Raw genomic sequence first — 26,252 nt, 5'->3', positions numbered from 1 at the left:
CGCAAACCCACCACCGCCCCCCCCCCCCCCGCCCCCGGCCCGCCCCCCCCCCCGCCCCCCCCCCCCCCCCCGGCGGCGGCCCGCCCGCCGGCGGGCCGCCCACTGCCGGCTTGCCCGGCCCGCCGGCGGCGAAGCCCGCACCGGCGGCCGGACCCGGTGAGCCCACCGCGCGCCTGAACCCGAAGTACCTCTTCGACACCTTCGTCATCGGCGCCTCGAACCGGTTCGCCCACGCGGCCGCCGTCGCCGTCGCCGAGGCACCCGCGAAGGCCTACAACCCCCTGTTCATCTACGGGGAGTCGGGCCTCGGCAAGACGCACCTGCTGCACGCGATCGGACACTACGCGCGCAGCCTCTATCCCGGCACCCGCGTGCGGTACGTGAGCTCCGAGGAGTTCACCAACGAGTTCATCAACTCCATCCGCGACGGCAAGGGCGACAGCTTCCGCAAGCGCTACCGCGAGATGGACATCCTGCTCGTCGACGACATCCAGTTCCTGGCGGACAAGGAGTCGACGCAGGAGGAGTTCTTCCACACCTTCAACACGCTCCACAACGCCAACAAGCAGATCGTGCTCTCCAGCGACCGGCCGCCCAAGCAGCTGGTGACCCTGGAGGACCGGCTGCGCAACCGATTCGAGTGGGGCCTGATCACCGACGTCCAGCCGCCCGAACTGGAGACGCGGATCGCGATCCTGCGCAAGAAGGCGGTGCAGGAGCAGCTCAACGCCCCGCCGGAGGTGCTGGAGTTCATCGCCTCGCGGATCTCGCGCAACATCCGTGAGCTGGAGGGCGCGCTGATCCGGGTGACGGCGTTCGCCTCGCTCAACCGGCAGCCGGTGGACCTGGGCCTGACGGAGATCGTCCTCAAGGACCTCATCCCCGGCGGCGAGGACTCGGCTCCCGAGATCACCTCGACGGCCATCATGGGTGCCACCGCCGACTACTTCGGGCTGACGGTGGAGGACCTGTGCGGCACCTCGCGCGGCCGCGCGCTGGTGACGGCCCGGCAGATCGCCATGTATCTGTGCCGCGAGCTGACGGATCTCTCCCTGCCGAAGATCGGGGCGCTGTTCGGCGGCCGTGACCACACGACGGTCATGCACGCCGATCGCAAGATCCGCAATCTGATGGCCGAGCGCCGCTCCATCTACAACCAGGTGACGGAGCTGACCAACCGCATCAAGAACGGCTGACAGGACGGCCCGCACGGGCCGCCGCCGACGCATCGAGGGCGCCCTCGGGAGCAGATCCCGGGGGCGCCCTCCGCCGTTCCCGGGAACCGCCCAACGGGCCGGCCGAGCAGGGCCGGTGGGGCCGCCGCCCCAGTCGCCGACCCGGCCACCGACCCGGCATCAGGTCCAGCCTCAGGGGCGGCCGCAGGACCCCGGCACCGGCCTCAGCTCCGGCCGCGGGCCCGCCGACCCGGCCGTCGAACCGGTCGCCGACCCGGCCTCAGATCGACTCCCGGATCCCGTCCCAGGCCCGTCGCACCGGCCGTACCACCCTCGCCGCGGGGAGCGGGCCCGCCGTCCGCAGGTCATCCACTGTTCGATTACTTGCGGGGTTACGGCCACCCTCCACAGATTGGGCGACTTTTTCCCGTCCACATCCTGGGGACTGGGAAGTTGTCCAGACGGTTTCCACAGGCGGCCCTGTTGAAGGACCATCAGACCAGGTCAGGTGGTTGTGGATTCGTGGACGAAGGATCTCCACAGACTGTGGACAACGCGGCGGTCCACAAGCTGTGCACGAGGTTGTCCACCGGCAACCCACAGGCAGCGGCTGCTTGTCCCCAGTGATCCCCGGCTTCTCCACAAGACTGTCCACTGTTCGGCAACCCTCCGCCGCTGCTCACTGCGTCGAGTGAAAGGCGTCACACGAAGGTGCCAGGTTGGGCTGTGGGAAAGGTGGGTAAAGCTGGGGACGAGGCTGGGGAGAAGTGGCCCCCGGCTGTGCACGGTGTGTGCAGAACTTTCTGTTCTCCACAGAAACCCCGAGTTGTCCACTGCCGTCACCCACAGGACCGGTGGACAAAAAATCGCCTCTGAGCTGCGAAAACGGGGTTATCCACGGTATCCACAGCCCCTACTACTACTCCCGACTAGAGAGAGCGAAGAATCCGTTTCGAAGTGGGTCCTGTGCACAACTCGCTGCTCGGTGCCCGGCTGCCCCTCGTCACGACTTGACCCCGATAGGCACCTACTGTCAGTGCCGTGCGTCAGACTGTTCCCCGGTGTCCTTCCCGCCACGGGGACCGACGACACCGAGACAGACGACGAAGGCCAGGCAGAGCGAGAAGCGCCGGCAACAGCAGGAGGCGGCAACAGTGAAGATCCGGGTGGAACGCGACGTACTCGCGGAGGCAGTGGCCTGGGCGGCGCGCAGCCTCCCGGCCCGTCCGCCGGCGCCGGTCCTCGCCGGCCTCCTGCTGAAGGCCGAGGAAGGCCAGCTGAGCCTGTCCGGCTTCGACTACGAGGTCTCCGCACGCGTGTCGGTGGAGGCCGAGGTCGAGGAGGAGGGCACGGTCCTCGTCTCCGGCCGGCTGCTCGCCGACATCTGCCGCGCCCTCCCCAACCGCCCGGTGGAGATCTCCACAGACGGTGTACGGGCGACGGTGGTCTGCGGCTCCTCCCGGTTCACCCTCCACACCCTGCCTGTGGAGGAGTACCCGGCGCTTCCCCAGATGCCGAACGCGACGGGCACCGTCCCCGGCGAGGTCTTCGCCTCCGCCGTGCAGCAGGTCGCCATCGCGGCCGGCCGTGACGACACGCTGCCCGTCCTGACCGGTGTGCGCATCGAGATCGAGGGCGACACCGTCACGCTGGCCTCCACCGACCGCTACCGCTTCGCGGTCCGCGAGTTCCTGTGGAAGCCGGAGAACCCCGAGGCGTCCGCGGTGGCCCTGGTGCCCGCCAAGACGCTCCTGGACACCGCCAAGGCCCTCACGAGCGGCGACAGCGTCATCCTGGCGCTGTCCGGCTCGGGCGCCGGCGAGGGCCTGATCGGTTTCGAGGGGGCCGGCCGTCGTACGACCACCCGGCTCCTGGAGGGCGACCTCCCGAAGTACCGCACGCTGTTCCCGACGGAGTTCAACAGCGTGGCCGTGATCGAGACCGCCCCCTTCGTGGAGGCCGTCAAGCGCGTCGCCCTGGTCGCCGAGCGCAACACCCCGGTGCGGCTCAGCTTCGAGCAGGGTGTGCTCATCCTGGAGGCCGGCTCCAGCGACGACGCACAGGCTGTGGAAAGGGTCGACGCCCAGCTCGAGGGCGACGACATCTCCATCGCCTTCAACCCGACGTTCCTGCTGGACGGCCTGAGCGCGATCGACTCCCCGGTGGCGCAGCTGTCCTTCACGACGTCCACGAAGCCCGCGCTGCTCAGCGGCAAGCCGGCGGTGGACGCCGAGGCGGACGACGCCTACAAGTACCTGATCATGCCGGTGCGGCTGAGCGGCTGACGGTTGTCCACACCGTCCGTGGGTCCGGTGGACAACCGGACCCACGGACGAAGCCGCAGGTGAGGGCGTACGTATGAGCGGGTATGCCCACAGGTGTGCGTGAGCGTCCGGGTTTAGGGTCGGACACAGGTACGAAAGTGCCCTCGCCACACAGCAACCTAAGGAACAACTGATGGAGCTCGGTCTCGTCGGCCTCGGCAAGATGGGCGGCAACATGCGCGAGCGGATCCGCCGCGCAGGTCACACCGTCATCGGATACGACCGCAACCAGGACCTCGCCGACGTCCACAGCCTGGAAGAACTTGTGGGCAAGCTCAGCGGCCCGCGGGTGGTCTGGGTGATGGTTCCGGCCGGTGCCGCGACCCAGGCCACGATCGACGAACTGGGTGAGCTGCTGGAGCCCGGGGACATCGTCGTGGACGGCGGGAACTCCCGCTGGACGGACGACGAGCAGCACGCGCGGGAGCTGGCGGCCAAGGGCATCGGCTTCGTCGACTGCGGCGTCTCCGGCGGTGTCTGGGGCCTGGAGAACGGCTACGCGCTGATGTACGGCGGTGACGCCGCCGACGTCGCCAAGGTGCAGCCCGTCTTCGACGCCCTCAAGCCCGAGGGGTCGTTCGGCGCGGTGCACGCAGGCAAGGTCGGCGCGGGCCACTTCGCGAAGATGGTCCACAACGGCATCGAGTACGCCATGATGCAGGCTTACGCCGAGGGCTGGGAGCTGCTGGAGAAGGTCGACTCCGTCACGGACGTGCGCGAGGTCTTCCGCTCCTGGCAGGAGGGCACGGTCATCCGTTCCTGGCTGCTCGACCTCGCGGTGAACGCCCTCGACGAGGACGAGCACCTGGATGAGCTGAAGGGTTACGCACAGGATTCCGGCGAGGGACGCTGGACTGTGGAGGCCGCCATCGACAACGCCGTGCCGCTGCCCGCGATCACGGCCTCGCTGTTCGCCCGGTTCGCCTCCCGCCAGGAGGACTCGCCGCAGATGAAGATGATCGCCGCGTTGCGCAACCAGTTCGGCGGCCACGCGGTCGAGAAGAAGTAGTCCGCTACCCGAAGGATCTGGGGGAGGTCGGTTCACGACCATGCACGTCACGCATCTGTCGCTGGCCGACTTCCGCTCGTACGCCCGGGCCGAGGTTCCGCTCGACCCGGGCGTCACCGCTTTCGTCGGCCCGAACGGTCAGGGCAAGACGAACCTCGTCGAGGCCGTCGGCTATCTGGCCACCCTGGGCAGCCACCGGGTCTCCTCCGACGCGCCGCTGGTCCGCATGGGCGCCGACCGCGCGATCGTCCGGGCCCAGGTCAGGCAGGGCGAACGGCAGCAACTGGTCGAGCTCGAGCTCAACCCGGGCAAGGCCAACCGGGCCCGTATCAACAGGTCGTCGCAGGTCAGGCCGCGTGACGTGCTGGGCATCGTACGGACGGTGCTGTTCGCTCCCGAGGATCTCGCGCTGGTCAAGGGCGATCCCGGGGAGCGGCGCCGTTTCCTCGACGAGCTGATCACCGCCCGCTCCCCGCGGATGGCCGGCGTGCGCGCCGACTACGAGCGGGTCCTCAAGCAGCGCAACACCCTGCTGAAGTCGGCCGCGCTGGCCCGCCGCCACGGCGGCCGCTCGATGGACATGTCCACGCTCGACGTGTGGGACCAGCATCTCGCGCGCACGGGCGCGGAGCTGCTCGCCCGGCGTCTCGACCTGGTGGCCGCGCTCCAGCCGCTCGCCGACAAGGCGTACGAGCAGCTGGCCCCCGGTGGCGGGCCGGTCGCCCTGGAGTACCGGCCGTCCGCGGCCGGGATCACCGGTCACACCCGTGAGGAGCTCCACGACCAGCTGATGGCGGCCCTGGCCGAGGTCCGCAAGCAGGAGATCGAGCGGGGCGTCACCCTGGTGGGGCCGCAGCGCGACGACCTGATGCTCAAGCTCGGGCAGCTTCCCGCCAAGGGCTATGCCTCGCACGGCGAGTCCTGGTCCTATGCGCTGGCGCTGCGGCTGGCTTCGTACGAGCTGCTGCGGGCCGAGGGGAACGAGCCGGTGCTCATCCTCGACGACGTCTTCGCCGAGCTCGACGCCCGTCGCCGGGAGCGGCTGGCCGAGCTGGTCGCCACCGGTGAGCAGGTCCTGGTGACGGCCGCGGTCGACGACGACGTCCCCCATGTGCTGGCGGGCGCGCGGTACTCCGTGGCCGACGGGACGGTCGAGCGGCTGTGAGCGGTCAGGAACCGGCCCGGGACAAGGACTCCGGGCAGATACCCGGAAAGACACCCGAGCCCTCGGGTGTGGATCTCGCGCGGGTGGCGCTGCGGGCGGCCCGTGAGCAGGCACGCGCGCGTGGGGACGCGGCGCAGCAGAAGCGGCAGGCGCGCCGGGGTGGCGGCCTGCGTTCCGGGGCACGCGCCGACGGCCGTGACCCGATGGCGCTGGGCTCCGCGATCAGCCGGCTGCTGACCGAGCGCGGCTGGGAGACGCCCGCGGCGGTGGGCGGGGTGATGGGCCGCTGGCCGGAGATCGTCGGTGCGGACGTGGCCAAGCACTGTGTTCCGGAGAAGTACGACGAGGACGAGCGGGTGCTGGTGGTGCGCTGCGACTCCACGGCCTGGGCGACGAACCTGCGCCTGCTCGCCCCGACGCTGGTGGCCCGGCTGAACGAGGACCTCGGGCACGGCGCGGTGAAGCTGATCAAGGTGTTCGGGCCCAGCGCCCCGGTCCGTCGGTACGGCCCGCTGCGCGCTCCGGGCAGCACCGGACCCGGTGACACCTACGGGTGAGCCGGGGGTGATCGCGGGTCGGCCCGCGTCCGCCGGGGCGGGCTGCCGCCGGCCTGCCGGCGGGCCTTCGCGAGGCTGTCCGGGAGCGGATTCCGGGCTGTCGCGGGCCTGATCCGGGGCCGATCGCGGGCCGGCCGGGGGTCGCGTGGAGGTGACTTACCTCACGTGGCGGGGATACAGGGTGCTTCCGCCGTACGACCGCACGCGGTTGCGAATTCTGATCTGACCCCTGAGTAGCAAAGGGTTGACACCTCAAAGCGCTGAGTGCCGCTGTGAGCCTCTTGGAGCCCCCATCCGTATATCGGGACCCGGAAGAGCCCGGTTCAGGGCGGCACATGCGGACTCAGGTACCGGCAAACCCCCATCACTGTCAGCGCAACCGGTAGACTGGAAGCAGATCCCGCCCCAAACGTGGGGACCGCCCGGGAGAAGCTGAGCAACGCTGATCAAGGCTTACCAACGCAACATGCCGCAGCCGCTCCGGCAACCTGCCGACGAGCCTGGCTCGTGCTGTGCCAGAAAGGGCGCTTCGTGGCCGATTCCGGCAACACCGACGAGAACATCCCGTCCACCGACGAAGGCGCGAACGACGTGGCCACCACCTCGGGCGGCGAGGTAACCGCCTCGTACGACGCCAGCGCCATCACCGTCCTCGAGGGTCTGGACGCGGTCCGCAAGCGACCCGGTATGTACATCGGCTCGACCGGTGAGCGCGGTCTGCACCACCTCGTGTACGAGGTCGTCGACAACTCCGTCGACGAGGCGCTGGCCGGGCACGCGGACACGATCGACGTGACGATCCTCGCCGACGGCGGTGTCCGTGTGATCGACAACGGCCGCGGCATCCCGGTGGGCATCGTCGCCTCCGAGGGCAAGCCGGCCCTGGAGGTCGTGCTGACCGTGCTGCACGCGGGCGGCAAGTTCGGCGGCGGCGGCTACGCGGTCTCCGGCGGTCTGCACGGCGTGGGCGTCTCGGTGGTGAACGCCCTGTCCAGCAAGGTCTCCGTCGAGGTCAGGACGGACGGCCACCGCTGGACGCAGGACTACAAGATGGGCGTCCCCACGGCGCCGCTGGCCAAGCACGAGGCCATCGAGGAGACCGGCACCTCGGTCACCTTCTGGGCCGACGCGGACATCTTCGAGACCACCGAGTACTCCTTCGAGACGCTCTCGCGGCGCTTCCAGGAGATGGCGTTCCTCAACAAGGGCCTGACGATCAAGCTCACCGACGAGCGCGAGTCGGCGAAGGCCACGGCCGGGGCGGACGAGGCGGGTGCGGACGAGAAGAGCGAGGTCAAGACCGTCACGTACCACTACGAGGGCGGCATCGTCGACTTCGTGAAGTACCTCAACTCCCGCAAGGGGGAGCCGGTGCACCCGTCGGTCATCGACCTGGAGGCCGAGGACAGGGACAAGAGCCTGTCCCTCGAGGTCGCGATGCAGTGGAACAGCGGTTACAGCGAGGGTGTGTACTCCTTCGCCAACATCATCCACACGCATGAGGGCGGTACGCACGAAGAGGGCTTCCGCGCGGCGCTCACCAACCTGATCAACAAGTACGCGCGCGACAAGAAGCTGCTGCGCGACAAGGACGACAACCTCACGGGTGACGACATCCGCGAGGGTCTGACGGCGATCATCTCGGTCAAGCTCAGCGAGCCGCAGTTCGAGGGCCAGACCAAGACCAAGCTGGGCAACACCGAGGCGAAGACCTTCGTCCAGAAGGCGGTCTACGAGCACCTCGCCGACTGGCTGGACCGCAACCCGGTGGAGGCCGCGGACATCGTCCGCAAGGGCATCCAGGCGGCCACCGCGCGCGTGGCGGCCCGCAAGGCGCGTGACCTCACCCGCCGCAAGGGTCTGCTGGAGTCGGCCTCGCTGCCGGGCAAGCTCTCCGACTGCCAGTCGAACGACCCCACCAAGTGCGAGATCTTCATCGTCGAGGGTGACTCCGCCGGCGGTTCGGCCAAGTCCGGCCGCAACCCGCAGTACCAGGCGATCCTCCCGATCCGCGGCAAGATCCTCAACGTGGAGAAGGCGAGGATCGACAAGATCCTCCAGAACCAGGAGATCCAGGCTCTGATCTCCGCCTTCGGCACGGGTGTGCACGAGGACTTCGACATCTCCAAGCTCCGCTATCACAAGATCATCCTGATGGCGGACGCCGACGTCGACGGCCAGCACATCAACACCCTGCTGCTGACCTTCCTGTTCCGCTTCATGCGGCCGCTGGTCGAGGCGGGTCATGTGTTCCTCTCCCGTCCCCCGCTCTACAAGATCAAGTGGGGCCGGGACGACGCGGAGTACGCCTACTCGGACCGGGAGCGCGACGCGCTGATCGAGCTCGGCCGGCAGCGCGGCAAGCGGGTCCGGGAGGACTCGATCCAGCGCTTCAAGGGTCTCGGCGAGATGAACGCCGAGGAGCTGCGCATCACCACGATGGACCAGGAGCACCGCGTCCTCGGCCAGGTCACCCTGGACGATGCGGCCCAGGCCGACGACCTGTTCTCGGTCCTGATGGGCGAGGACGTCGAGGCCCGGCGTCAGTTCATCCAGCGCAACGCCAAGGACGTCCGCTTCCTCGACATCTGAGTCGGTCTCAGCTGACCGCATCAGGAAGGATCCTCACCAGCAATGACCGACGAGAACACGCCTGCCGCGCCTGAAGAGGGCGGCGAGATCGTCCTTCGTGTCGAGCCCGTCGGGCTCGAGACGGAGATGCAGCGCTCCTACCTCGACTACGCGATGTCCGTCATCGTCTCGCGCGCGCTGCCCGACGTCCGGGACGGCCTCAAGCCCGTCCACCGGCGCGTGCTGTACGCCATGTACGACGGCGGCTACCGCCCCGAGCGCGGCTTCTACAAGTGCGCCCGCGTCGTCGGCGACGTCATGGGCAACTACCACCCGCACGGCGACTCCTCGATCTACGACGCGCTGGTCCGCCTCGCGCAGCCGTGGTCGATGCGGATGCCGCTGGTGGACTCCAACGGCAACTTCGGCTCCCCGGGCAACGACCCGGCGGCGGCGATGCGGTACACCGAGTGCAAGCTCGCGCCGCTGTCGATGGAGATGGTCCGTGACATCGACGAGGAGACCGTCGACTTCACGGACAACTACGACGGCCGCTCCCAGGAGCCGACCGTCCTGCCCGCCCGCTTCCCGAACCTGCTGATCAACGGTTCGGCGGGCATCGCGGTCGGCATGGCCACCAACATCCCGCCGCACAACCTGCGCGAGGTCGCGGCCGGCGCCCAGTGGTACCTGGAGAACCCCGAGGCCTCGCACGAGGAGCTGCTGGACGCCCTCATCGAGCGCATCAAGGGCCCCGACTTCCCGACCGGCGCCCTCGTGGTGGGCCGCAAGGGCATCGAGGAGGCCTACCGCACGGGCCGCGGCTCGATCACCATGCGCGCGGTCGTCGAGGTCGAGGAGATCCAGAACCGCCAGTGCCTGGTGGTCACGGAGCTGCCGTACCAGACCAACCCCGACAACCTCGCGCAGAAGATCGCCGACCTCGTGAAGGACGGCAAGATCGGCGGCATCGCGGACGTGCGCGACGAGACCTCGTCCCGCACCGGTCAGCGGCTGGTCATCGTCCTGAAGCGGGACGCGGTCGCCAAGGTCGTGCTGAACAACCTGTACAAGCACACCGACCTGCAGACGAACTTCGGCGCCAACATGCTGGCGCTCGTCGACGGTGTGCCGCGCACGCTCTCGCTGGACGCGTTCATCCGCCACTGGGTGACGCACCAGATCGAGGTCATCGTCCGCCGTACGCGCTTCCGGCTGCGCAAGGCGGAGGAGCGGGCGCACATCCTGCGCGGCCTGCTGAAGGCCCTGGACGCCATCGACGAGGTCATCGCGCTGATCCGGCGCAGCGACACCGTCGAGATCGCGCGCGGGGGCCTGATGGAGCTCCTGGAGATCGACGAGATCCAGGCCAACGCCATCCTCGAGATGCAGCTGCGCCGGCTGGCCGCCCTGGAGCGTCAGAAGATCGTCCAGGAGCACGACGAGCTCCAGGCGAAGATCACCGAGTACAACGCGATCCTGGCCTCCCCGGTCCGCCAGCGGTCGATCGTCAGCGAGGAGCTGGGCGCGATCGTCGAGAAGTTCGGCGACGACCGCAAGACCATGCTGGTGCCCTACGACGGCGACATGTCCATCGAGGACCTCATCGCCGAGGAGGACATCGTCGTCACCGTCACGCGCGGTGGCTACGTCAAGCGCACCAAGGCGGACGACTACCGGGCGCAGAAGCGTGGCGGCAAGGGCGTACGCGGGGCGAAGCTCAAGGAAGACGACATCGTCGACCACTTCTTCGTGTCGACGACGCACCACTGGCTGCTGTTCTTCACCAACAAGGGCCGCGTCTACCGTGCGAAGGCGTACGAGCTGCCCGACGCCGGCCGGGACGCGCGCGGCCAGCACGTGGCGAACCTGCTGGCCTTCCAGCCGGACGAGGCGATCGCCGAGATCCTCGCGATCCGGGACTACGAGGCGGTGCCGTACCTGGTGCTGGCCACGAAGGCCGGTCTGGTCAAGAAGACGCCGCTGAAGGATTACGATTCGCCGCGTTCGGGCGGTGTCATCGCCATCAATCTGCGGGAGCGGGAGGACGGTTCCGACGACGAACTGATCGGAGCCGAACTCGTCTCGGCCGATGATGATCTGCTGCTGATCAGCAAGAAGGCCCAGTCGATCAGGTTCACCGCCTCGGACGACACTCTGCGGCCCATGGGGCGTGCCACCTCGGGCGTCAAGGGCATGAGTTTCCGCGAGGGCGACGAGCTGCTCTCGATGAATGTTGTTCGACCGGGTACGTTCGTGTTCACTGCCACCGACGGCGGATACGCGAAGCGGACCGCCGTCGACGAGTACCGCGTCCAGGGCCGCGGCGGCCTCGGCATCAAGGCTGCCAAGATCGTCGAGGACCGTGGATCGCTCGTCGGGGCGCTGATTGTCGAGGAGAGCGACGAGATCCTCGCCATCACGCTGTCCGGTGGTGTGATTCGCACGCGAGTCAGCGAGGTCAGGGAGACGGGCCGTGACACCATGGGCGTCCAACTGATCAACCTGGGCAAGCGCGATGCCGTCGTCGGTATCGCACGTAACGCCGAGGCGGGACGCGAGGCGGAGGAGGTCGACGGCGATGTCGCCGTGGACGAGTCCGCCGAGGACGTCACGCCCATCGGCACGGACGAGGGCGAGGAGCCCTCGGCCGAGTAGCACGAGGAGTGAGTCATCGTGAGCGGAGCCACAGGCGCCGGACCGTCCGGTACCTCGATCGGTACGGAAACGGACGGCGGCGGCCGTGGCTCCGCCACGAATGCGACAGACTCGCACTCGACTGACACTCATGGAACCCAGGGGGGAACTGTGACGGACACCCGAGGCCCGCAGACCCAGCAGACGGCTGGAGCGGGCCCGGCCGCCCCGGCCGCCCCGGCGCAGCCGCCCGGCCAGCCCGGCACGCACGCCGGTTCGCCGCTGCCGGGGGAGCGCCAGCCCCAGCAGCCTGCCGGGCCCTACCACCCGCCGCAGGCCTATCAGACGCCCGCGCCGGCCGCTCCGGCGTCCGCGGTGCGCCGGCCGCGTACCGGCGCCCGTACGACGCCGCGGGTGCGCAAGGCCCGCCTGCGGGTCGCCAAGGCCGACCCGTGGTCGGTGATGAAGGTCAGCTTCCTGCTCTCCATCGCCCTGGGCATCTGCACGATCGTCGCGGCGGCCGTGCTGTGGATGGTCATGGACGCGATGGGCGTCTTCTCGACCGTGGGCGGCACCATCTCCGAGGCCACCGGCTCGAACGAGTCGAACGGCTTCGATCTCCAGTCGTTCCTGTCGCTGCCGAACGTCCTGATGTTCACGACGATCATCGCGGTGATCGACGTCATTCTCGCGACGGCTCTCGCGACCCTGGGGGCGTTCATCTACAACCTCTCCGCGGGCTTCGTGGGCGGCGTCGAGCTGACGCTGGCCGAGGACGAGTGACCTCCGCCGACGGCCTCGCCACCGCCCCGGCGACTACCGATTTTGGGACTGCCCAGGTCGTGCGCTAATCTTCAGGAGTCAGCGCGCGGGACACACACCGCAAAGCGCGGCGGGGCTATAGCTCAGTTGGTTAGAGCGCATCCCTGATAAGGATGAGGCCACAGGTTCAAATCCTGTTAGCCCCACCAGCACGAAGACCCCCGGTCCACTCGGACCGGGGGTCTTCTGCATCAGCGGCTGAAGTTGGGGCGCGGGGAAGGGTTCGTGGGAGAGGGGACCTCGATGTCGTACGACGGTGCAGAGAACCGGACGCCGGGATCCGGGCCCGGCCTGCCCGCAGGGCCCGACCTGCCCGACCTGGTCGTCCGGCTGCGCGCCGCGGCGCACGAGCGGCGTGCCGTCCGTCCCCGGGGTCCCGAACTGCCCCGGGTGGCGGACGGCTTCGTCACCACGGACGCCGGAGCCGTTCCCGTCCGCCGCTACCGCCCCGGCGACGGACCGCGCCCGCTGCTGGTGTACCTGCACGGCGGCGGGTTCGTCTTCGGCGACCTCGACACCCACGACCGCACCTGCCGTCGTATCGCGCAGGCCTGCGACGTGGACGTCCTCGCGGTCGACTACCGGCTGGCCCCCGAGCACCCCCACCCCGCCGCCGTGCGGGACGCCGTGGCGGTGCTGCGCGCCGTACGGCCCGACGCGGTGGCCGGCGACAGCGCCGGCGGCTTCCTCGCCACCGCGGCATGTCTCGTGCTGCGCGACGAGGGCGGGCCGCTGCCCGCGGTGCAGGCCCTGTTCTGCCCGAACACCGATCTGTTGCTCCGTCAGCCGTCCATCACCGAGAAAGGCACCGGGCACGGCCTGGACGCGCAGGACCTCGCCGTCTTCGTCGAGCAGTTCGTCCCGGACCCCGCGCGGCGCCGCGCGGGGTCCCCGCTGCACGCCGACGATCTGTCAGGACTGCCCGGCGCCCTGATCGTCACCGCCGAGCACGACGCGCTGCGCGACGAGGGCGACGCCTACGCCCGAAGGCTCGTACAGGCCGGTGTGCCGGTCCGTCACCGGGTCGAACCCGGGCTCGTCCACGGGTTCATCCAGGGCATGGACCTCACCGACCCGGCCGCGGCTGCCGCCCACGAGCGTCTCTTCGCCGATCTGCGCGAGCTGATCCCGCGGCCCTAGGGCCCCGTCCTGCCGACAAAGAGGCCCCCGACCTGGACCAGGTCGAGGGCCTGCGCGTTCGGTCGTCGGTGCCGTGCGGAAGTCCGCCGGCCGCGCTGTCACTGCTGGAGGGGCGCAGGGGGCTCGTCCGGGGCTTCGGGGCCTTCACAGAGGGACTGGACCGGCGGGGCCGCCTCGGTGTCGGCCGTCGGGCGGTTGCGGCAGCTCGGGGACTTTCCGTGGGCCTCGGCTCGGATCCGCTGTTTCATCGTGGGCGGCAGGGACCGGTCGAAGGACCAGAGCCAGGGGGCCGGGGCCGCAGCCGTCATTCCCAGGGCGTTGCTGCTGCTCTTGCGGATCGGCTCGGTCCGGGCTACCGCAGTCGTGGCGGTCGTCGTGACGAGTCCGAGCGCCGTGCACAGCGCGAGGAAGGCGGTGACGATGGCGGTCCACAGTTTCGTGACCTGGTTGCGGCCCATGGCCCCTCACATTCGGGTCGGTCGATTTGCGTACTTTGTTCATGATGTGTATGTCGGTCGCGAAGTGGTGGATCGACGCCCATGGCGCGTCGATCTTCGGATCAACACCACACGGATGGGTGCAAGGGGGGTCAAAAATCGGAAGAGGGGGAGCAGGCGGGCGCAATGCGGGCGAAGGTGCTGCGCGTGCAGGGGTGCTCACTCTCCGGCAGCCGTGCTGGTCGGCGGGGTTCGGGACGCTCGTACTGCGCTGTCGCGGACCGCAGTTGGGGCCCCGATGCAGGTCACTGATCGGTATCGGCCGGTGTGTATAGTCGGGCGCCAGAGGTCCCCTACGTCAAGGAAAGACGAGGTCGCGCGGTGAAGAAGCTTCTCCTGGTCGCACTGGCCGCCATCGGCGGGCTCCTCGTGTACCGCCAGATCCAGGCGGATCGCGCCGAGCAGGATCTGTGGACGGAGGCGACTGACTCCGTGCCCACGGGTTCGTGAGTACCGACACCGGATTCTGAACAGACCCCGACCGCCCTTGCGGTCGGGGTTTTGTGTTGTCCGCGGCCTTCGGTTTCGGACGCTCGCACGGATTGACCGGGTGGCGCGCCGCCCGGCGGGGCAGGATGGGCGACGTTCCGGTCCGGCAGCGGCGAGGGGGCGCGTGGTGGGGCGCGTGTGGGGACGGTGTACGAGGGCGTGGAGACACGCCGGGGTCCGGTGGAGGCGGCCGCGGGCACGTGCGGTTGCCGTGGCGGCGGTTGTGTGCTCCCTGGCGGCCACCGCGGCCGTACCGGGCGCGGCAGCCGTCCCCCGCACGTCCGCCGCCTCCGGGGCGTCCTCCGCGTCCGAGGCTCCCGGCTACGCCTTCGCCGAGGGCGACCGGAGCGTCGTCGGCGCGGCCGGGACCGCGGACGCGGGGCGCCTGGATCCCGGGGAGACCTACCGGAGCACCCTCCCGAAGAGCGGCAAGGTCTACTACCGCCTGGAGCTCGACGCCACGTCGAGCACGTACGCCGCCACCACCGCCGTGCCCGCCCCGGACGCCTCGATCGCCGCCGTGGACGGGATCAGGGTCTCCGTGCAGGACTCGGACGGCCACGCCTGCTCGTACGACTCCGCGATCTTCGGAGCCGCCCGCAGCCCGCGGCCCGTCACGGCGTGGGGCGCGCGGGAGGTGTCCCCGGCCAGAACCCTGTGCCGGGAGCCGGGCACGTACTACCTGGTCGTGGAGCGGCTCGGTACGGCGGACACCGCGCCGCGGGCCTGGGACCTGGAGCTCGCCGTGTTCTCGGAACCCCGGCCGCAGAGGGCCGGCGCGACGCTCGCGCCCGAGGTCTGGAACTCCGCCTCCCCCGCCCCGCTCGGGGACGAGCCGCGCGAGCGCCGGGGCGGCGCGGGCTTCGGCTCGGCGACCGCGGTCGGGCAGGGGGTCTGGCGGGCCGACATCGTGCCCGGACAGACGCTCTTCTACAAAGTGCCCGTCGACTGGGGACGGCAGCTGTACGCCACCGCCGACCTGGGCAGCGCGAGCGGCGGCAGCGGCTACGCCGTGGGAGCCCTGGTGCTGTCGCTGTACAACCCGGTGCGCGCGCAGGTCGAGGACGTGGGCGTCAGCTACGACGGCACACAGAAGTCCGCCGCACTCGCCCCCGTGCCCCCCGTCCGCTACGCCAACCGCTACGACGCCGGCGACGCGGTCGGCGCGATGCGCTTCGCCGGTTCCTACTACCTGGTGGTGCATCTCGCCGCGCAGGTGGCCGACCGGTTCGGCACCGGCCCGTTCGGACTGACGCTGCGGGTACGGGTCGCCGGCACCGGGGAGGCCGGGCCGGGATACGCGGGACGGTCCGCCCCGCAGGGCGTCTTCGAGGTCACGGCGCAGGACCGGGCGGCCGCGGAGGGCGGCGCGGGCCGCGACACCGCGATGGCGGCGCTCGCCGCGGGCGGGATCGGCACGGGCAGTGCGCTGCTGCTGGGCCTCGGGGTGTGGACGGCTGCGGCGCGCCGCAGGGACGCTCAGACGCGGGCCAGGGCCCAGAACCCCACGGCGTAGCAGGCCAGCGCCAGCAGCAGCAGCGGGAGGGCCACCCGGGCGGGCGGGCCGGGGCGGCGCCGGGCACGGTGGCGTGCGGTCTCCCGGGCCGCCGGGGGCGTCTGCGGGACTTCGGCGGTGTACGAGGCGGTGGAGGCGTCGGCGTGCCCCGGCTGCGGGCGGGAGACCGGGAGCGGGGGCGCGGGCGGGGTGTACGTGGGCTCGTCGGGGGAGGCGGGGACGGGGTGCCGGGGCGCGGGGGCTTCGGAGGCGGGCGTCCTGGGCGGCGGAAGGTGGAAGCTGCCGGTGTCCGACATGGACGCCGGGCGGGACGGCGCCGGAGCGGCCGCGTGGGCGGGCAGGGACGCGGCGGGGTGCTCCGGGGCCGGTGCGGGCGCCGGTCGAGCCGCGGACGGGGACGGGGCCGGTGGGGCCGGGGACGGGAACGCGGTGGGGGCGGAGGCCGCCGGCGCCGGGGACGGGGTGGAGGACGCGAGGCTCGGGCTCAGGCGTGGGTCGGTGGGGGCGACGGTGCCCGGGCCGGCCGCGCGGACCGTGGTGCCGGTGCTGTGCCCGCTGCCCGGCGCGCCGCCCGCCGGACCGGTGGCCGTGTTGCTGTCCGGAGCGGCGGGCGTGTCCGGGGTGCGGCTCGGGTCGGAGGCGCGGCCCGGGTCGGGGATGGTGCCCGGGTCGGGCGAGGTGCCCGGGTCCGCCGGGGCGGCGGAGGCGGGACGCGGCGGCCGGGGTCCGGGGGAGGGCGCCGGCCCGAGGGGCCCGTCGGGTCCGAACCCCGCGGGAAGTGGACCGAGTTGGTCGAAGATCTCGATCAGGTCGTCGTCGAGGCCGGGCTCCGGCAGCAGCTCGGCGGCCGCGCCGAGCGCCTTGCGCGCTCCCGTGGCCGTACGGAACCGGGCCTGCGGGTCCGGCTGCAACAGCATCGCCACGACCTGCCAGAGCGGCTCGGGGATGCCCTCGGGCGCTCCCGGCGTCCCGTGCGCCGCGAAGTACTGCACCAGCGCCTTGGCGTCGGGCTTGGCGCCCTCCAGCAGATACAGCGTGACCAGCCCCACGGCGAACAGGTCGGCCGCGAAGTCCGGCTCCGCGCCCATCAGCTGCTCGGGCGCCAGGTAACCGGGCGTCCCCACCACGAGGTTGGTCTCCGTCAGACGGGGCTCGCCGAGCCGCATCGCGATGCCGAAGTCGGACAGCCGCAGCCGGGGCCGGGCCGTCCCGGTGGCTTCGAGCAGCACGTTGGCCGGTTTGATGTCGCGGTGCACGACGCCTTCCGTGTGCACCGCGGCCAGTCCGGCGAGGAGCTGGTCGATCAGGGTGCAGACGAACGCCGGCGGCAGCGGGCCGTAGTCGCCGATCAGATGGACCAGCGAACCACCCGCGACCAGGTCCATGGTGAACAGGACCTTGTCGTCGTCGGCGGCCCAGCTGGCGGGCGCGAGCACATGGGGATGGTCGATGCGCATCGCCTGCTCACGCACGAAGCGCAGCAGCGAGTGCGCGTCGCTCTGCTGAAGGACCTTGGCGGCCACATAGCGGCGTCGGCGGTGGTCCCAGGCGCGCCAGACGGCGCCGACCCCACCGCGTCCGATCGGGTCGACCAGTTCGTACCGGCCGGCGAAGACCTCACCCATGGCTGTGCGCTGCTCCTCCCCCTGAGGCGTTCCCTCTTGCCCTCCCCCGCGGCAGGGGCGACGACTCCTCCCACGGCGGGCGCGACGGCTCGTGCGTGCCCCCTCAGGGCGTCGGCCCGGTCCCCGAACCCCCTTCGGTCACCGGGCCGTCGGCGTCAGCTCTGGTGGGACTGGTAGTGCGTCACCGCGTCCGAGGTGCGGCCGGCGCCGTAGACCCGGAGGAACTCTGCCAGCTCCGGGTGGGTCGGGGCGAGGGTGTCCGCGGCCTCGATGATGTCGCCGGCGGCGGCCACCGACCGCAGCAGCGACTGGATCTCCCGGACCACTCGCTTGACCGTGGGCGCACCCGAACTGCTGGTCGCCTGTGTGCTGTTGCTGAGCACCGAGCCCCCCTGTGACCTCTTGATCTCGTCCATCCGCGCGGTGGCCTCGGCGGCGCTGACGCTGCCGTCCGCGACCTGTCCCGCCAGGTCCTGGAGCAGCTGGACCCGCTGCACCACGGCCGGATTGCCGATCTTCGCCCGCTGACCGCTCATCAGCTGGGACAGCATCGGCGCGGACAGGCCCAGTACCCCCGCCAGCCGGGCCTGGTTGAGGCCCAGGTCTTCTATGAGCTTACGGAAGAGCGCCCCCAGTGGCTCCCCGTACCAGTTCCGCTGCAGTTCCCGCGCTCTCGCGGTCGCTTCCTGCTGTGCGGCGTCCATTGCGTCTCCCCATCGCTTCCCCAAAAAACGGCGGTTCGCTGTAGCGAACCACGTCGAGCATCTTACGGAGAGTGGTCGCCCACGGGGACCCCCCAACTTTTTGCGAGATACCCGGGGGGACCCGGTAGTCTGGTCTGCGGCGCCCACCGGGATGCGGTTTCTCCGGTCGGACGCCTTGCTTCCGGGGCCTTAGCTCAGTTGGTAGAGCGCTGTCTTTGCATGGCAGATGTCAGGGGTTCGACTCCCCTAGGCTCCACAGAACGGACCGGCCGGACACCTCGCAGGTGTCCGGCCGGTCTTTTGCGTGTTCCGTGACGTGTGTCACTCGGGTGATCCAGGAGGGGGCCCGGGGCGTTGCAGTTCTTTGCGCAAATATGCGCGGAGAGTGGCGTCGGCCGACCGTCGCCGAGAAGGCGGCCGGGCAGGCGCGGCGAAGCCCCTCCGAGGCTGCGGCCTTGCGTGAAACGGCATCCGCGCGACCGCGTGACCGGACGGGTGCGTTGCGTCAAGGAAACGTGAGGGGATTGTGGAGAGTCGGTGCGTTGCAAACGTCACCGCAAAACACGCCTCCACGGTTCCACGTGAAACATCGCCGAGGGGCGGAGAACCACCAGGTTCTCCGCCCCTCGGCGGTACTCGGCCGGGTCCGGCGTCAGCCGCGGTCCTCGCGGTCCGCCGCCTCTTCCTCGGCCTCCTTGGCCTGCACCTCGGGATCGAGGGCGGACTGGCTGCCGTCCACCGAGGCCAGTCGATTCGACTCGGGTACGTCCGTCGCGGCCGGCGGCTCGACGAGCCACTCCGGGTTGGCCTGCCTGTCCCACCACTTCCATGCGACGAAGGCGCAGGCTGCCAGCGCGGCCAGACCGGCCATCACCTTCACGGCCCGCCCGGCCTTCGCCCGCCGCTTGTGCTTGCGGGCCAGCTGCTGGATCTCCTTCGGGGTCACCTGACCGCGCAGCGCGGCCAGTGCGGCGAGGCTTCGGGCGGCCGCCTCGTCCTTGACGGGACCGGCCGCAGCCACCGCCTGCTCGATCTTCGGACGCGAGTAGTCGGCGGCCTGCCGGGCGACTTCGCGGGTGCGGACCGCCGCCTCCTGGGCAGCCTGGTCGACCTTGGGCGGCACATGGGAGCGCGCCTGTTCCAGCCGGGGTGCCAGGTAGGCGTCGTACTGGACGCGGGCCTGTTCCGCGGCCTGCGACACCTTGGGCGCGAGCCGTACGCGGGCCTCGGATGCGTAGTACGCGGCCTTTTCCTTGGCCGTGTCGGCGTAGGGCGCCACAACTTCCGCGGCGTGCAGCACGCTGTCCTTCGCCGTTTCGGTCGCGGCGCGCACGCTGTCGATGCGGGTCACGGGTTCCTCCTCCTCGGTGGCGTACGGTAATTCGGCTTTCCACCCTTTTACGGATCATGCCTGTCGGCGTCCGCCGGGGCATGCGCGGACGGGCATACGGGTCATACCGTCCGACTTGCGATCGCTTCCGGCCAAGAGCATCTCGGTCGGTGATCAAGTGCAATAGCGGATGAATGCGGAGAACGTGAGCTTGCCGTCGACAATGCCACGGATCGCTGCCGAGTGCCCGTGTCGTGGGAGCACTGGTGCCGTTTTCCGCAAGCAAGTACCCGGATATCCGCCCAGAAGAAGTCGTCGGGCGCCGCGCCGCCCGGGCCGTGCGAGGATTCGGGCAGTCACAGAAAGACAACGGAAGGCAGACCGTGGCCGAGCAGCTCTACGCCACCCTGAAGACCAACCATGGCGACATCGAGGTTCGGCTCTTCCCGCACCACACGCCCAAGACGGTCAAGAACTTCGTCGAACTCGCCCAGGGCGAGCGTGAGTGGACCAACCCCGAGACGGGCGAGAAGTCCACGGCCAGGCTCTACGACGGCACGGTCTTCCACCGGGTGATCAGCGGCTTCATGATCCAGGGCGGTGACCCGCTGGGCAACGGCACCGGCGGCCCCGGCTACCAGTTCGAGGACGAGTTCCACCCGGAGCTCCAGTTCTCGAAGCCCTATCTGCTGGCCATGGCCAACGCCGGCCCGGGCACCAACGGCTCGCAGTTCTTCATCACCGTCTCCCCGACGGCCTGGCTGAACCGCAAGCACACCATCTTCGGCGAGGTCACCGACGCGGCGAGCCAGAAGGTCGTCGACTCCATCGCCTCCACCCAGACGAACCCGCGCACCGACCGCCCGGTCAACGAGGTCGTCATCGAGTCGGTCGTCGTCGAGACCCGATAGGGCTGACGCTCAGGGCTTGTCCGCGGATCAAGCCGCAGGGAACCTTATGCCCCGCTCGTCCGTAAGGATGAGCGGGGCGAGGCATTGCATACGACGACCTAGGGGATGCCATGGACCAGGCTCGCGGCAGTCGGCAGGACGCCCAGAGTCTGCCCGGCTGCTACCGGCACCCGGACCGTGAGACCGGAATCCGCTGCACCCGCTGCGAGCGCCCGATCTGCCCCGAGTGCATGGTCAACGCCTCGGTCGGCTTCCAGTGCCCCGACTGCGCCCGCGAATCCGGCACCAGTGCGGCCGCGGCCCGGCCCCGCACCGTCGCGGGCGGCACCGTCGCCGCCGATCCGCGTCTGGCCACCAAGGTGCTGATCGGCCTCAACCTGGTCTTCTTCCTCGTCCAGCATGCCGTGGGCGACAGCTTCACCGAACGGTTCGACCTGATCGGCCAGGCATTGAGCCGGCACGTCACCGGAGTCCAGGGCGTCGCGCAGGGCCAGTGGTACCGGCTGCTCACCGCGATGTTCCTGCACGGTGGCTATATCCACATCCTGTTCAACATGCTCAGCCTGTGGTGGATCGGCGGCCCCCTGGAGGCGGCCCTCGGTCGGGCCCGCTACCTGGCGCTCTACTTCGTCTCCGGGCTGGCCGGCAGTGCGCTCAGCTATCTGATCGCCGCGCCCAACCAGCCCTCGCTCGGGGCCTCCGGCGCGATCTTCGGGCTCTTCGGCGCCACGGCCGTACTCATGCGCCGGCTCAACTACGACATGCGTCCCGTGATCGCCCTGCTGGCGATCAACCTGCTCTTCACCTTCGGCCCGGGCATGAACATCGCCTGGCAGGCACACATCGGCGGCCTGGTCGCCGGTGTCGCCATCGGCTACGCCATGGTCCACGCGCCGCGCCGGCACCGCGCTCTGGTGCAGTACGGCAGCTGTGCAGTGGCGCTGGCCGTCATTGTGGGCGTGACGCTGTTGAGGACGTTCCAGCTCACCTGAGCGGTCGGTTGTCCACAGCTTGTGGCGGATCTTGTGCACATCGTGCGGGAACAGCTGTGCCCCCTGTCACTGACCCGAGTATTCGCAGGTCAAACAAGGGGCGAACAAGCTTTCGACGATGGGCGATTCCGTCACACCGGCGTCAACCCTCGATGAGTTATCCACAGATCGTCTTTCTTTTCCCCATGTGGAAAACGGCTGTGGATAACTCAGCGGATAACCGTGGGCAGAGCCCCGGACCGCCCTACTTCCACTGGGTGGAGACGCCGAATCCCGCCGCGATGAAGCCGAAACCAACCACGATGTTCCAGTTGTCCAGCTTGTCGATGGGCAGGGAGCCGTCGGACACGTAGAAGACGACGATCCAGGCGAGGCCGATGAGGAACATGGCCAGCATGACCGGCGCGACCCAGCCACGGCTGTTGAGATTGATGGTGGTCGCCTGCTTCGCCGGGGGCGGCGTGTAGTCGGCCTTCTTGCGGATACGTGACTTCGGCACGAGGGTCTCTCCTGTCGATGCGCTGCGTGGCCGCGCAGGGAACTCTGACTGGCTCGGGGCAGCGTACAAGGGGACTCTTAGCGCTCCCCCGGGCGTCCGTTAGCGTAGTGCTTCCGTGGCGTCGAAGGAGATAAGGGTACGTTGAGCAATTCTGCCGACTCTCCCGGGACCGAATCCAGTCCTGACCACCGCCGGGGCGGTCTCCGGCCCGTTCGGGTGCTCACGGTCGCCGTCTTCGCGCTGGCCGGGCTGCTCTTCTTCACCAGCTTCAACACGGCCAAGGGCACCAACATCCGTACGGACACCTCGCTGCTGAAGCTGTCCGACCTCATCCAGGAGCGCAGCCGCAAGAACGGCCAGCTGGACGAGTCCAACGCGACCCTGCGCAACGACGTCGAGTCCCTCGCCGCGGGCGACGACGGCAGCACCGCCGCGGAGGACGCGAAGGTCACGGCCCTGGAGAAGCGGGCGGGGACCCAGAAGCTCAAGGGGGAGGCGATCACGGTCACCCTCAACGACGCCCCGCCGGACGCGACGGCCAAGCTCCCGGGCTACCCCGAGCCGCAGCCCGACTATCTGGTCATCCACCAGCAGGACCTCCAGGCCGTGGTGAACGCCCTGTGGGCGGGTGGCGCCAAGGGCATCAAGGTCATGGACCAGCGGCTGATCTCCACCAGTGCCGTGCGCTGTGTCGGCAACACCCTGATCCTCCAGGGCCGGGTCTACTCGCCGCCGTACAAGATCACTGCGGTCGGTGACCCGGAGAAGCTGCAGAAGTCCCTCGCGGAAGCCCCGGCGATCCAGAACTACATGGTGTACGTCAACGTCTACGGGCTCGGCTGGAAAGTCACCGAGAACGGCACGGTGACTCTGCCCGGCTACTCGGGCACAGTGGATCTGCACTACGCGAAGCCTGTGGAGTAGAGCAGCCGCCGGAGGGTCCTGTGTCGGTGCGTGTGATCGTCAGGACCTTCAGCGAGCTCTGCATCACCGTGGGCACGGTGATCGTGCTCTTCGTCGTCTACGTGCTGTTCTGGACCGGGGTGAAGGCCGACCGGGTCATGGACCACCAGATCGACCAGTTGCAGCAGGAGTGGGCGCACGGCGGTGTCCGGCCGTCGCCGGCCCCCGGTGCCGCCGCCTCCCCCGCCCCGGCGCCGGCGGCGTACCGGAGCGGCAGGCCCTTCGCGATCATGTACATCCCCCGGCTCGGTTTCACGTGGAACAAGCCGGTCCTGGAGGGCACCGCCACCGACACCCTGAAGAAGGGCCTGGGCCACTACGCGGGCACCGCGAGGCTGGGGCAGACGGGCAACTTCTCCGTGGCCGGTCACCGGCGTACGTACGGTGACCCTTTCAAGGACTTTCCGCAGCTGCGCCGGGGGGACGCGGTGGTGCTGACGGACGGGACGACCTGGTTCACCTATCGGATCGACAAAGGTCCCTACAAAACCGTGCCCACGGACGTTGAGGTGATCGCCCCTGTGCCACGTAAGTCCGGGTATACGCGTGCGGGCCGCTATCTGACGTTGACCACGTGCGATCCCGAGTGGGGGCACAGTCACCGGCTGATCGTGTGGGCGCACCTGGACTCCACACAGCCCGTGGAGGCAGGCGAACCCGAGGCGCTGCGCCGTTAGTCTGGTGCCGTGCGGCGTGAGTCTGGTGCCGTGGTACGAGGGGAAGGGACGGCATGTACGGCTGGATCTGGCGGCAGCTGCCGGGAAACGCCTGGGTCAAGGCGCTGATCTCGATCGTGCTGGTTCTGGCCGTGGTCTACGTCCTCTTCCAGTACGTCTTCCCGTGGGCCGAACCGCTGCTGCCCTTCAACGATGTGACGGTGGACAACCAGTGAGCGCGCGCATTCTCGTCGTCGACAACTACGACAGCTTCGTCTTCAACCTGGTCCAGTACCTGTACCAGCTGGGCGCCGAGTGCGAGGTCCTGCGCAACGACGAGGTGTCGACCGCGCACGCGCAGGACGGTTTCGACGGGGTGCTGCTGTCACCCGGTCCGGGCACGCCCGAGGAGGCCGGTGTCTGCATCGAGATGGTGCGCCACTGCGCCGCCACCGGTGTCCCGGTCTTCGGGGTCTGCCTGGGCATGCAGTCCATGCAGGTGGCGTACGGCGGTGTGGTGGACCGCGCCCCGGAACTGCTGCACGGCAAGACCTCGCCGGTGGAGCACGGCGGCAAGGGCGTCTTCGCCGGTCTGCCGTCCCCCTTCACGGCGACCCGGTACCACTCGCTGGCCGCGGAGCCGGCGACGGTGCCGGACGAGCTGGAGGTCACGGCCCGCACGCACGACGGCATCATCATGGGGCTGCGCCACCGGGAACTCCCGGTCGAGGGCGTGCAGTTCCACCCCGAGTCGGTGCTGACCGAGCACGGCCACCGGATGCTGGCCAACTGGCTGGTCGAGTGCGGCTACGCGGGTGCCGTGGCGAGGTCGGCGGGGCTCGCCCCGGTGGTGGGCAGGGCCACGGCGTGACCGCGCTCGGGGACCGTTACGACGGCGCGTCGTACGGACGCCCCCTCGACGACGAGACCGTCGCGTTGCGGCTGCCCGACCCGTCGCTCATGGGACCCGGTGGGCCTGTATCGGCTTCTGCGGCCTCAGCGGCCTCGTCCGCCACTCCAGCCACCCCGGGCGGCCGCGCGGCCCGCAGAAAGGCCGCCAAGCGTCGTGGTGGGCGTCATGGGGGCGGCGCACCCGAGACCGGTACACCGTCGGGTGGGTCCGGATCCCGCGCACCCCTGTCCCGGGTCGAGGCGCGCAAGCAGGCGCGGGCGCGCAAGGCCGGCCCGGCCGTGGTCGCCAGCCGGGCGATCGGTGAGGTGTTCATCACGACCGGCGTGCTGATGCTGCTGTTCGTCACCTACCAGCTGTGGTGGACGAACGTGCGGGCCCATGCCCAGGCGGGCAAGGAGGCCAGCAGCCTCCAGCAGGACTGGGCGAGCGGGAAGCGGGCGCCGGGCACCTTCTCGCCCGGGCAGGGCTTCGCCATCCTGCACATTCCCAAGCTGGACGTCGTCGTGCCGATCGCGGAGGGCGTCAGCAACAAGAAGGTGCTCGACAAGGGCATGGTCGGGCACTACGGCGAGAGTCCGCTCAAGACCGCGATGCCCGACGCTAAGACGGGCAACTTCGCGCTCGCCGGCCACCGCAACACGCACGGTGAGCCGTTCCGGTACATCAACCGGCTCCAGGCGGGCGACGAGGTGGTGGTCGAGACCCAGGACGCCTACTTCGTCTACAAGATGACGTCGATGCTGCCGGTGACGTCGCCGAGCAACACCACCGTCATCAACCCCGTTCCCGCCGGGTCGGGTTTCACCGGGCCGGGCCGCTACATCACTCTGACGACGTGCACGCCGGAGTTCACCAGCAAGTACCGGTTGATCGTCTGGGGCAAGATGGTCGAGGTACGGCCGCGCAGCAAGGGCAAGCCGGATGCGCTCGTCAGTTAAGGGCAGAGGAAACAGTGGCAGCGACCGCCGATGAGACCGAAGAGCACACCGCCGTGCCCGAGTCCGGGCCCGCGCCGCGGCGCCGGGGACAGGGCCGGATCGCCCAGGCGGTCAGTGTCTTCGGTGAACTGCTCATCACGGCGGGCCTGGTGCTCGGTCTGTTCGTCGTCTACTCGCTGTGGTGGACGAACGTCGTCGCCGACCGGGCGGCGCACAAGGAGGCCGACAAGGTCCGCGACGGCTGGGCCGCCGGGCCGGACACCGGCCCCGGCGCGCTCGACACCCGCAACGGCATCGGCTTCCTGCATGTGCCCTCGATGAGGAACGGCGAGGTCCTGGTCGAGAAGGGCACGTCGACGAAGGTGCTCAACGACGGGGTCGCCGGTTACTACGTCGATCCGGTCAAGGCCACGCTGCCCACGTCGGGCAGGAACGGCAACTTCGCCCTGGCCGCCCACCGCGACGGCCACGGGGCGAAGTTCCACAACATCGACAAGGTCGCAAAGGGCGACCCGGTCGTCTTCGAGACCAAGGACAAGTGGTACGTCTACAAGGTCTACGCGATTCTCCCCGAGACCTCGAAGTACAACGTCAAGGTCCTCGGGTCCGTCCCCAAGGAGTCGGGGAAGACGAAGCCGGGCCACTACATCACGCTGACGACCTGCACCCCGGTGTACACGAGCCGCTACCGGTACGTGGTGTGGGGCGAACTGGTACGGGTGGACGCGGTGGACAGCAAGCGCACACCACCGAAGGAACTGCGCTGACGCAGATCCGGGCACGGCGACGGCCCCCGACCGAGTGATCTCGGTCGGGGGC

The 26,252-nt window shown here is 69.8% G+C and carries 23 protein-coding genes, 2 tRNA genes and 1 pseudogene; 21 read left to right on the top strand and 5 right to left on the bottom strand.

The genetic code is table 11. The features are described 5' to 3' along the window. The 10 genes from dnaA to ABT085_RS19430 all read left to right on the top strand — a co-directional run. The coding region (gene dnaA, locus ABT085_RS19475) for a chromosomal replication initiator protein DnaA (protein ID WP_502982755.1) at positions 1-1,196 on the top strand (1,196 nt) is incomplete at its 5' end. A 1,133-nt stretch (positions 1,197-2,329) separates the two neighbouring features. Continuing rightward, entirely contained in the window at positions 2,330-3,460 is a 1,131-nt protein-coding gene (gene dnaN, locus ABT085_RS19470; protein WP_351608987.1) for a DNA polymerase III subunit beta, read from the top strand. A gap of 172 nt (positions 3,461-3,632) precedes the next feature. Beyond that, the gene (gene gnd, locus ABT085_RS19465) at positions 3,633-4,508 is read left to right on the top strand and encodes a phosphogluconate dehydrogenase (NAD(+)-dependent, decarboxylating) (protein ID WP_351608984.1); all 876 of its coding nucleotides are present in this window, start codon (positions 3,633-3,635) and stop codon (positions 4,506-4,508) included. A gap of 40 nt (positions 4,509-4,548) precedes the next feature. Further along, positions 4,549-5,673 carry a DNA replication/repair protein RecF gene (gene recF / locus ABT085_RS19460; RefSeq protein WP_351608977.1) on the top strand — a complete coding sequence of 375 codons (1,125 nt, stop codon included), beginning with the start codon at positions 4,549-4,551 and terminating at the stop codon, positions 5,671-5,673. Continuing rightward, positions 5,670-6,230: a DciA family protein gene (locus ABT085_RS19455; protein WP_351608974.1), complete on the top strand. Its 561-nt coding sequence runs from the start codon at positions 5,670-5,672 to the stop codon at positions 6,228-6,230. Before recF ends, ABT085_RS19455 begins: the two co-directional genes overlap by 4 nt. Positions 6,231-6,737: 507 nt before the next feature. Further along, a complete protein-coding gene (gene gyrB, locus ABT085_RS19450; RefSeq protein WP_351608971.1) occupies positions 6,738-8,822 on the top strand; it encodes a DNA topoisomerase (ATP-hydrolyzing) subunit B in 2,085 nt (694 codons plus the stop codon). A 42-nt stretch (positions 8,823-8,864) separates the two neighbouring features. Continuing rightward, positions 8,865-11,459 (top strand): DNA gyrase subunit A, encoded by a 2,595-nt coding sequence (gene gyrA, locus ABT085_RS19445; protein WP_351608968.1) that lies wholly within the window; start codon positions 8,865-8,867, stop codon positions 11,457-11,459. 18 nt (positions 11,460-11,477) lie between these two features. Then, the gene (locus ABT085_RS19440; RefSeq protein WP_351608966.1) at positions 11,478-12,221 is read left to right on the top strand and encodes a DUF3566 domain-containing protein; all 744 of its coding nucleotides are present in this window, start codon (positions 11,478-11,480) and stop codon (positions 12,219-12,221) included. Positions 12,222-12,332: 111 nt separating this feature from the next. Further along, a tRNA-Ile gene (locus ABT085_RS19435) sits at positions 12,333-12,409 on the top strand. A gap of 94 nt (positions 12,410-12,503) precedes the next feature. Next, positions 12,504-13,400, top strand: a complete 897-nt coding sequence (locus ABT085_RS19430) for an alpha/beta hydrolase (protein WP_351608965.1) — start codon at positions 12,504-12,506, stop codon at positions 13,398-13,400. 98 nt (positions 13,401-13,498) lie between these two features. Here ABT085_RS19430 and ABT085_RS19425 read toward each other — a convergent pair whose 3' ends face one another. After that, entirely contained in the window at positions 13,499-13,858 is a 360-nt protein-coding gene (locus ABT085_RS19425) for a DUF6344 domain-containing protein (protein WP_351608962.1), read from the bottom strand. 360 nt (positions 13,859-14,218) lie between these two features. On the opposite strand from ABT085_RS19425, the gene ABT085_RS19420 reads away from it, so the two are divergent. Both ABT085_RS19420 and ABT085_RS19415 read left to right on the top strand, forming a co-directional pair. Continuing rightward, positions 14,219-14,347: a DLW-39 family protein gene (locus tag ABT085_RS19420; protein ID WP_003999697.1), complete on the top strand. Its 129-nt coding sequence runs from the start codon at positions 14,219-14,221 to the stop codon at positions 14,345-14,347. Positions 14,348-14,597: 250 nt separating this feature from the next. Next, positions 14,598-15,902 carry a hypothetical protein gene (locus ABT085_RS19415; protein ID WP_351608960.1) on the top strand — a complete coding sequence of 435 codons (1,305 nt, stop codon included), beginning with the start codon at positions 14,598-14,600 and terminating at the stop codon, positions 15,900-15,902. Here ABT085_RS19415 and ABT085_RS19410 read toward each other — a convergent pair. After that, the gene (locus ABT085_RS19410; protein WP_351608957.1) at positions 15,866-17,527 is read right to left on the bottom strand and encodes a serine/threonine-protein kinase; all 1,662 of its coding nucleotides are present in this window, start codon (positions 17,525-17,527) and stop codon (positions 15,866-15,868) included. The two genes, ABT085_RS19415 and ABT085_RS19410, sit on opposite strands and share 37 nt — an antisense overlap. A 155-nt stretch (positions 17,528-17,682) precedes the next feature. Beyond that, positions 17,683-18,231 carry a helix-turn-helix domain-containing protein gene (locus tag ABT085_RS19405; RefSeq protein WP_351608954.1) on the bottom strand — a complete coding sequence of 183 codons (549 nt, stop codon included), beginning with the start codon at positions 18,229-18,231 and terminating at the stop codon, positions 17,683-17,685. Positions 18,232-18,414: 183 nt separating this feature from the next. Between ABT085_RS19405 and ABT085_RS19400 the strand changes: the two genes are divergently transcribed. Continuing rightward, positions 18,415-18,487 (top strand) — tRNA-Ala (locus ABT085_RS19400). Between the two features lie 396 nt (positions 18,488-18,883). On the opposite strand, the gene ABT085_RS19395 is transcribed toward ABT085_RS19400, so the two are convergent. Further along, on the bottom strand, positions 18,884-19,582 hold the full coding sequence (locus ABT085_RS19395) for a DUF5324 family protein (RefSeq protein ID WP_351608951.1): 699 nt from the start codon (positions 19,580-19,582) through the stop codon (positions 18,884-18,886). A 362-nt stretch (positions 19,583-19,944) separates the two neighbouring features. On the opposite strand from ABT085_RS19395, the gene ABT085_RS19390 reads away from it, so the two are divergent. Next, the gene (locus tag ABT085_RS19390; RefSeq protein WP_351608948.1) at positions 19,945-20,472 is read left to right on the top strand and encodes a peptidylprolyl isomerase; all 528 of its coding nucleotides are present in this window, start codon (positions 19,945-19,947) and stop codon (positions 20,470-20,472) included. 110 nt (positions 20,473-20,582) lie between these two features. Beyond that, complete coding sequence (locus ABT085_RS19385) at positions 20,583-21,464, top strand: rhomboid family intramembrane serine protease (RefSeq protein ID WP_351608945.1); 882 nt, start codon at positions 20,583-20,585, stop codon at positions 21,462-21,464. Between the two features lie 244 nt (positions 21,465-21,708). On the opposite strand, the gene crgA is transcribed toward ABT085_RS19385, so the two are convergent. Then, positions 21,709-21,963 carry a cell division protein CrgA gene (gene crgA, locus ABT085_RS19380; protein ID WP_351608942.1) on the bottom strand — a complete coding sequence of 85 codons (255 nt, stop codon included), beginning with the start codon at positions 21,961-21,963 and terminating at the stop codon, positions 21,709-21,711. A gap of 141 nt (positions 21,964-22,104) precedes the next feature. Between crgA and ABT085_RS19375 the strand changes: the two genes are divergently transcribed. From ABT085_RS19375 to ABT085_RS19350, 6 genes and pseudogenes are all read left to right on the top strand, one after another. After that, a complete protein-coding gene (locus tag ABT085_RS19375) occupies positions 22,105-22,887 on the top strand; it encodes a DUF881 domain-containing protein (RefSeq protein ID WP_351608939.1) in 783 nt (260 codons plus the stop codon). Positions 22,888-22,913: 26 nt separating this feature from the next. Beyond that, positions 22,914-23,603, top strand: a complete 690-nt coding sequence (locus ABT085_RS19370; protein WP_351608993.1) for a class E sortase — start codon at positions 22,914-22,916, stop codon at positions 23,601-23,603. A 4-nt stretch (positions 23,604-23,607) separates the two neighbouring features. Then, positions 23,608-23,818 (top strand): annotated as a pseudogene (locus ABT085_RS19365) (hypothetical protein). Next, entirely contained in the window at positions 23,815-24,453 is a 639-nt protein-coding gene (locus ABT085_RS19360; RefSeq protein WP_351608937.1) for an aminodeoxychorismate/anthranilate synthase component II, read from the top strand. The pseudogene ABT085_RS19365 and the gene ABT085_RS19360 overlap by 4 nt, the downstream one beginning before the upstream one ends. Continuing rightward, entirely contained in the window at positions 24,384-25,433 is a 1,050-nt protein-coding gene (locus tag ABT085_RS19355) for a class E sortase (protein ID WP_502982754.1), read from the top strand. The genes ABT085_RS19360 and ABT085_RS19355 overlap by 70 nt, the downstream gene beginning before the upstream one ends. Before the next feature lie 14 nt (positions 25,434-25,447). Continuing rightward, positions 25,448-26,200 carry a class E sortase gene (locus ABT085_RS19350; RefSeq protein ID WP_351608934.1) on the top strand — a complete coding sequence of 251 codons (753 nt, stop codon included), beginning with the start codon at positions 25,448-25,450 and terminating at the stop codon, positions 26,198-26,200. Positions 26,201-26,252: the final 52 nt, after the last annotated feature.

The sequence above is a fragment of the Streptomyces sp. NPDC002265 genome, from assembly GCF_040296125.1.
Classification (GTDB): Bacteria; Actinomycetota; Actinomycetes; order Streptomycetales; family Streptomycetaceae; genus Streptomyces.
Note: the sequence above shows the minus strand (reverse complement) of the source record. Positions and strands in the feature narration are given on the sequence as shown.

Excerpts from the sequence above, each read along its gene's own strand:
- ABT085_RS19405 (WP_351608954.1), bottom strand. The coding sequence starts at position 18,231 with ATGGACGCCGCACAGCAGGAAGCGACCGCGAGAGCGCGGGAACTGCAG.
- ABT085_RS19385 (WP_351608945.1), top strand. The coding sequence starts at position 20,583 with ATGGACCAGGCTCGCGGCAGTCGGCAGGACGCCCAGAGTCTGCCCGGC.
- ABT085_RS19410 (WP_351608957.1), bottom strand. The coding sequence starts at position 17,527 with ATGGGTGAGGTCTTCGCCGGCCGGTACGAACTGGTCGACCCGATCGGA.
- ABT085_RS19425 (WP_351608962.1), bottom strand. The coding sequence starts at position 13,858 with ATGGGCCGCAACCAGGTCACGAAACTGTGGACCGCCATCGTCACCGCC.
- gyrA (WP_351608968.1), top strand. The coding sequence starts at position 8,865 with ATGACCGACGAGAACACGCCTGCCGCGCCTGAAGAGGGCGGCGAGATC.
- recF (WP_351608977.1), top strand. The coding sequence starts at position 4,549 with ATGCACGTCACGCATCTGTCGCTGGCCGACTTCCGCTCGTACGCCCGG.
- gnd (WP_351608984.1), top strand. The coding sequence starts at position 3,633 with ATGGAGCTCGGTCTCGTCGGCCTCGGCAAGATGGGCGGCAACATGCGC.
- ABT085_RS19430 (WP_351608965.1), top strand. The coding sequence starts at position 12,504 with ATGTCGTACGACGGTGCAGAGAACCGGACGCCGGGATCCGGGCCCGGC.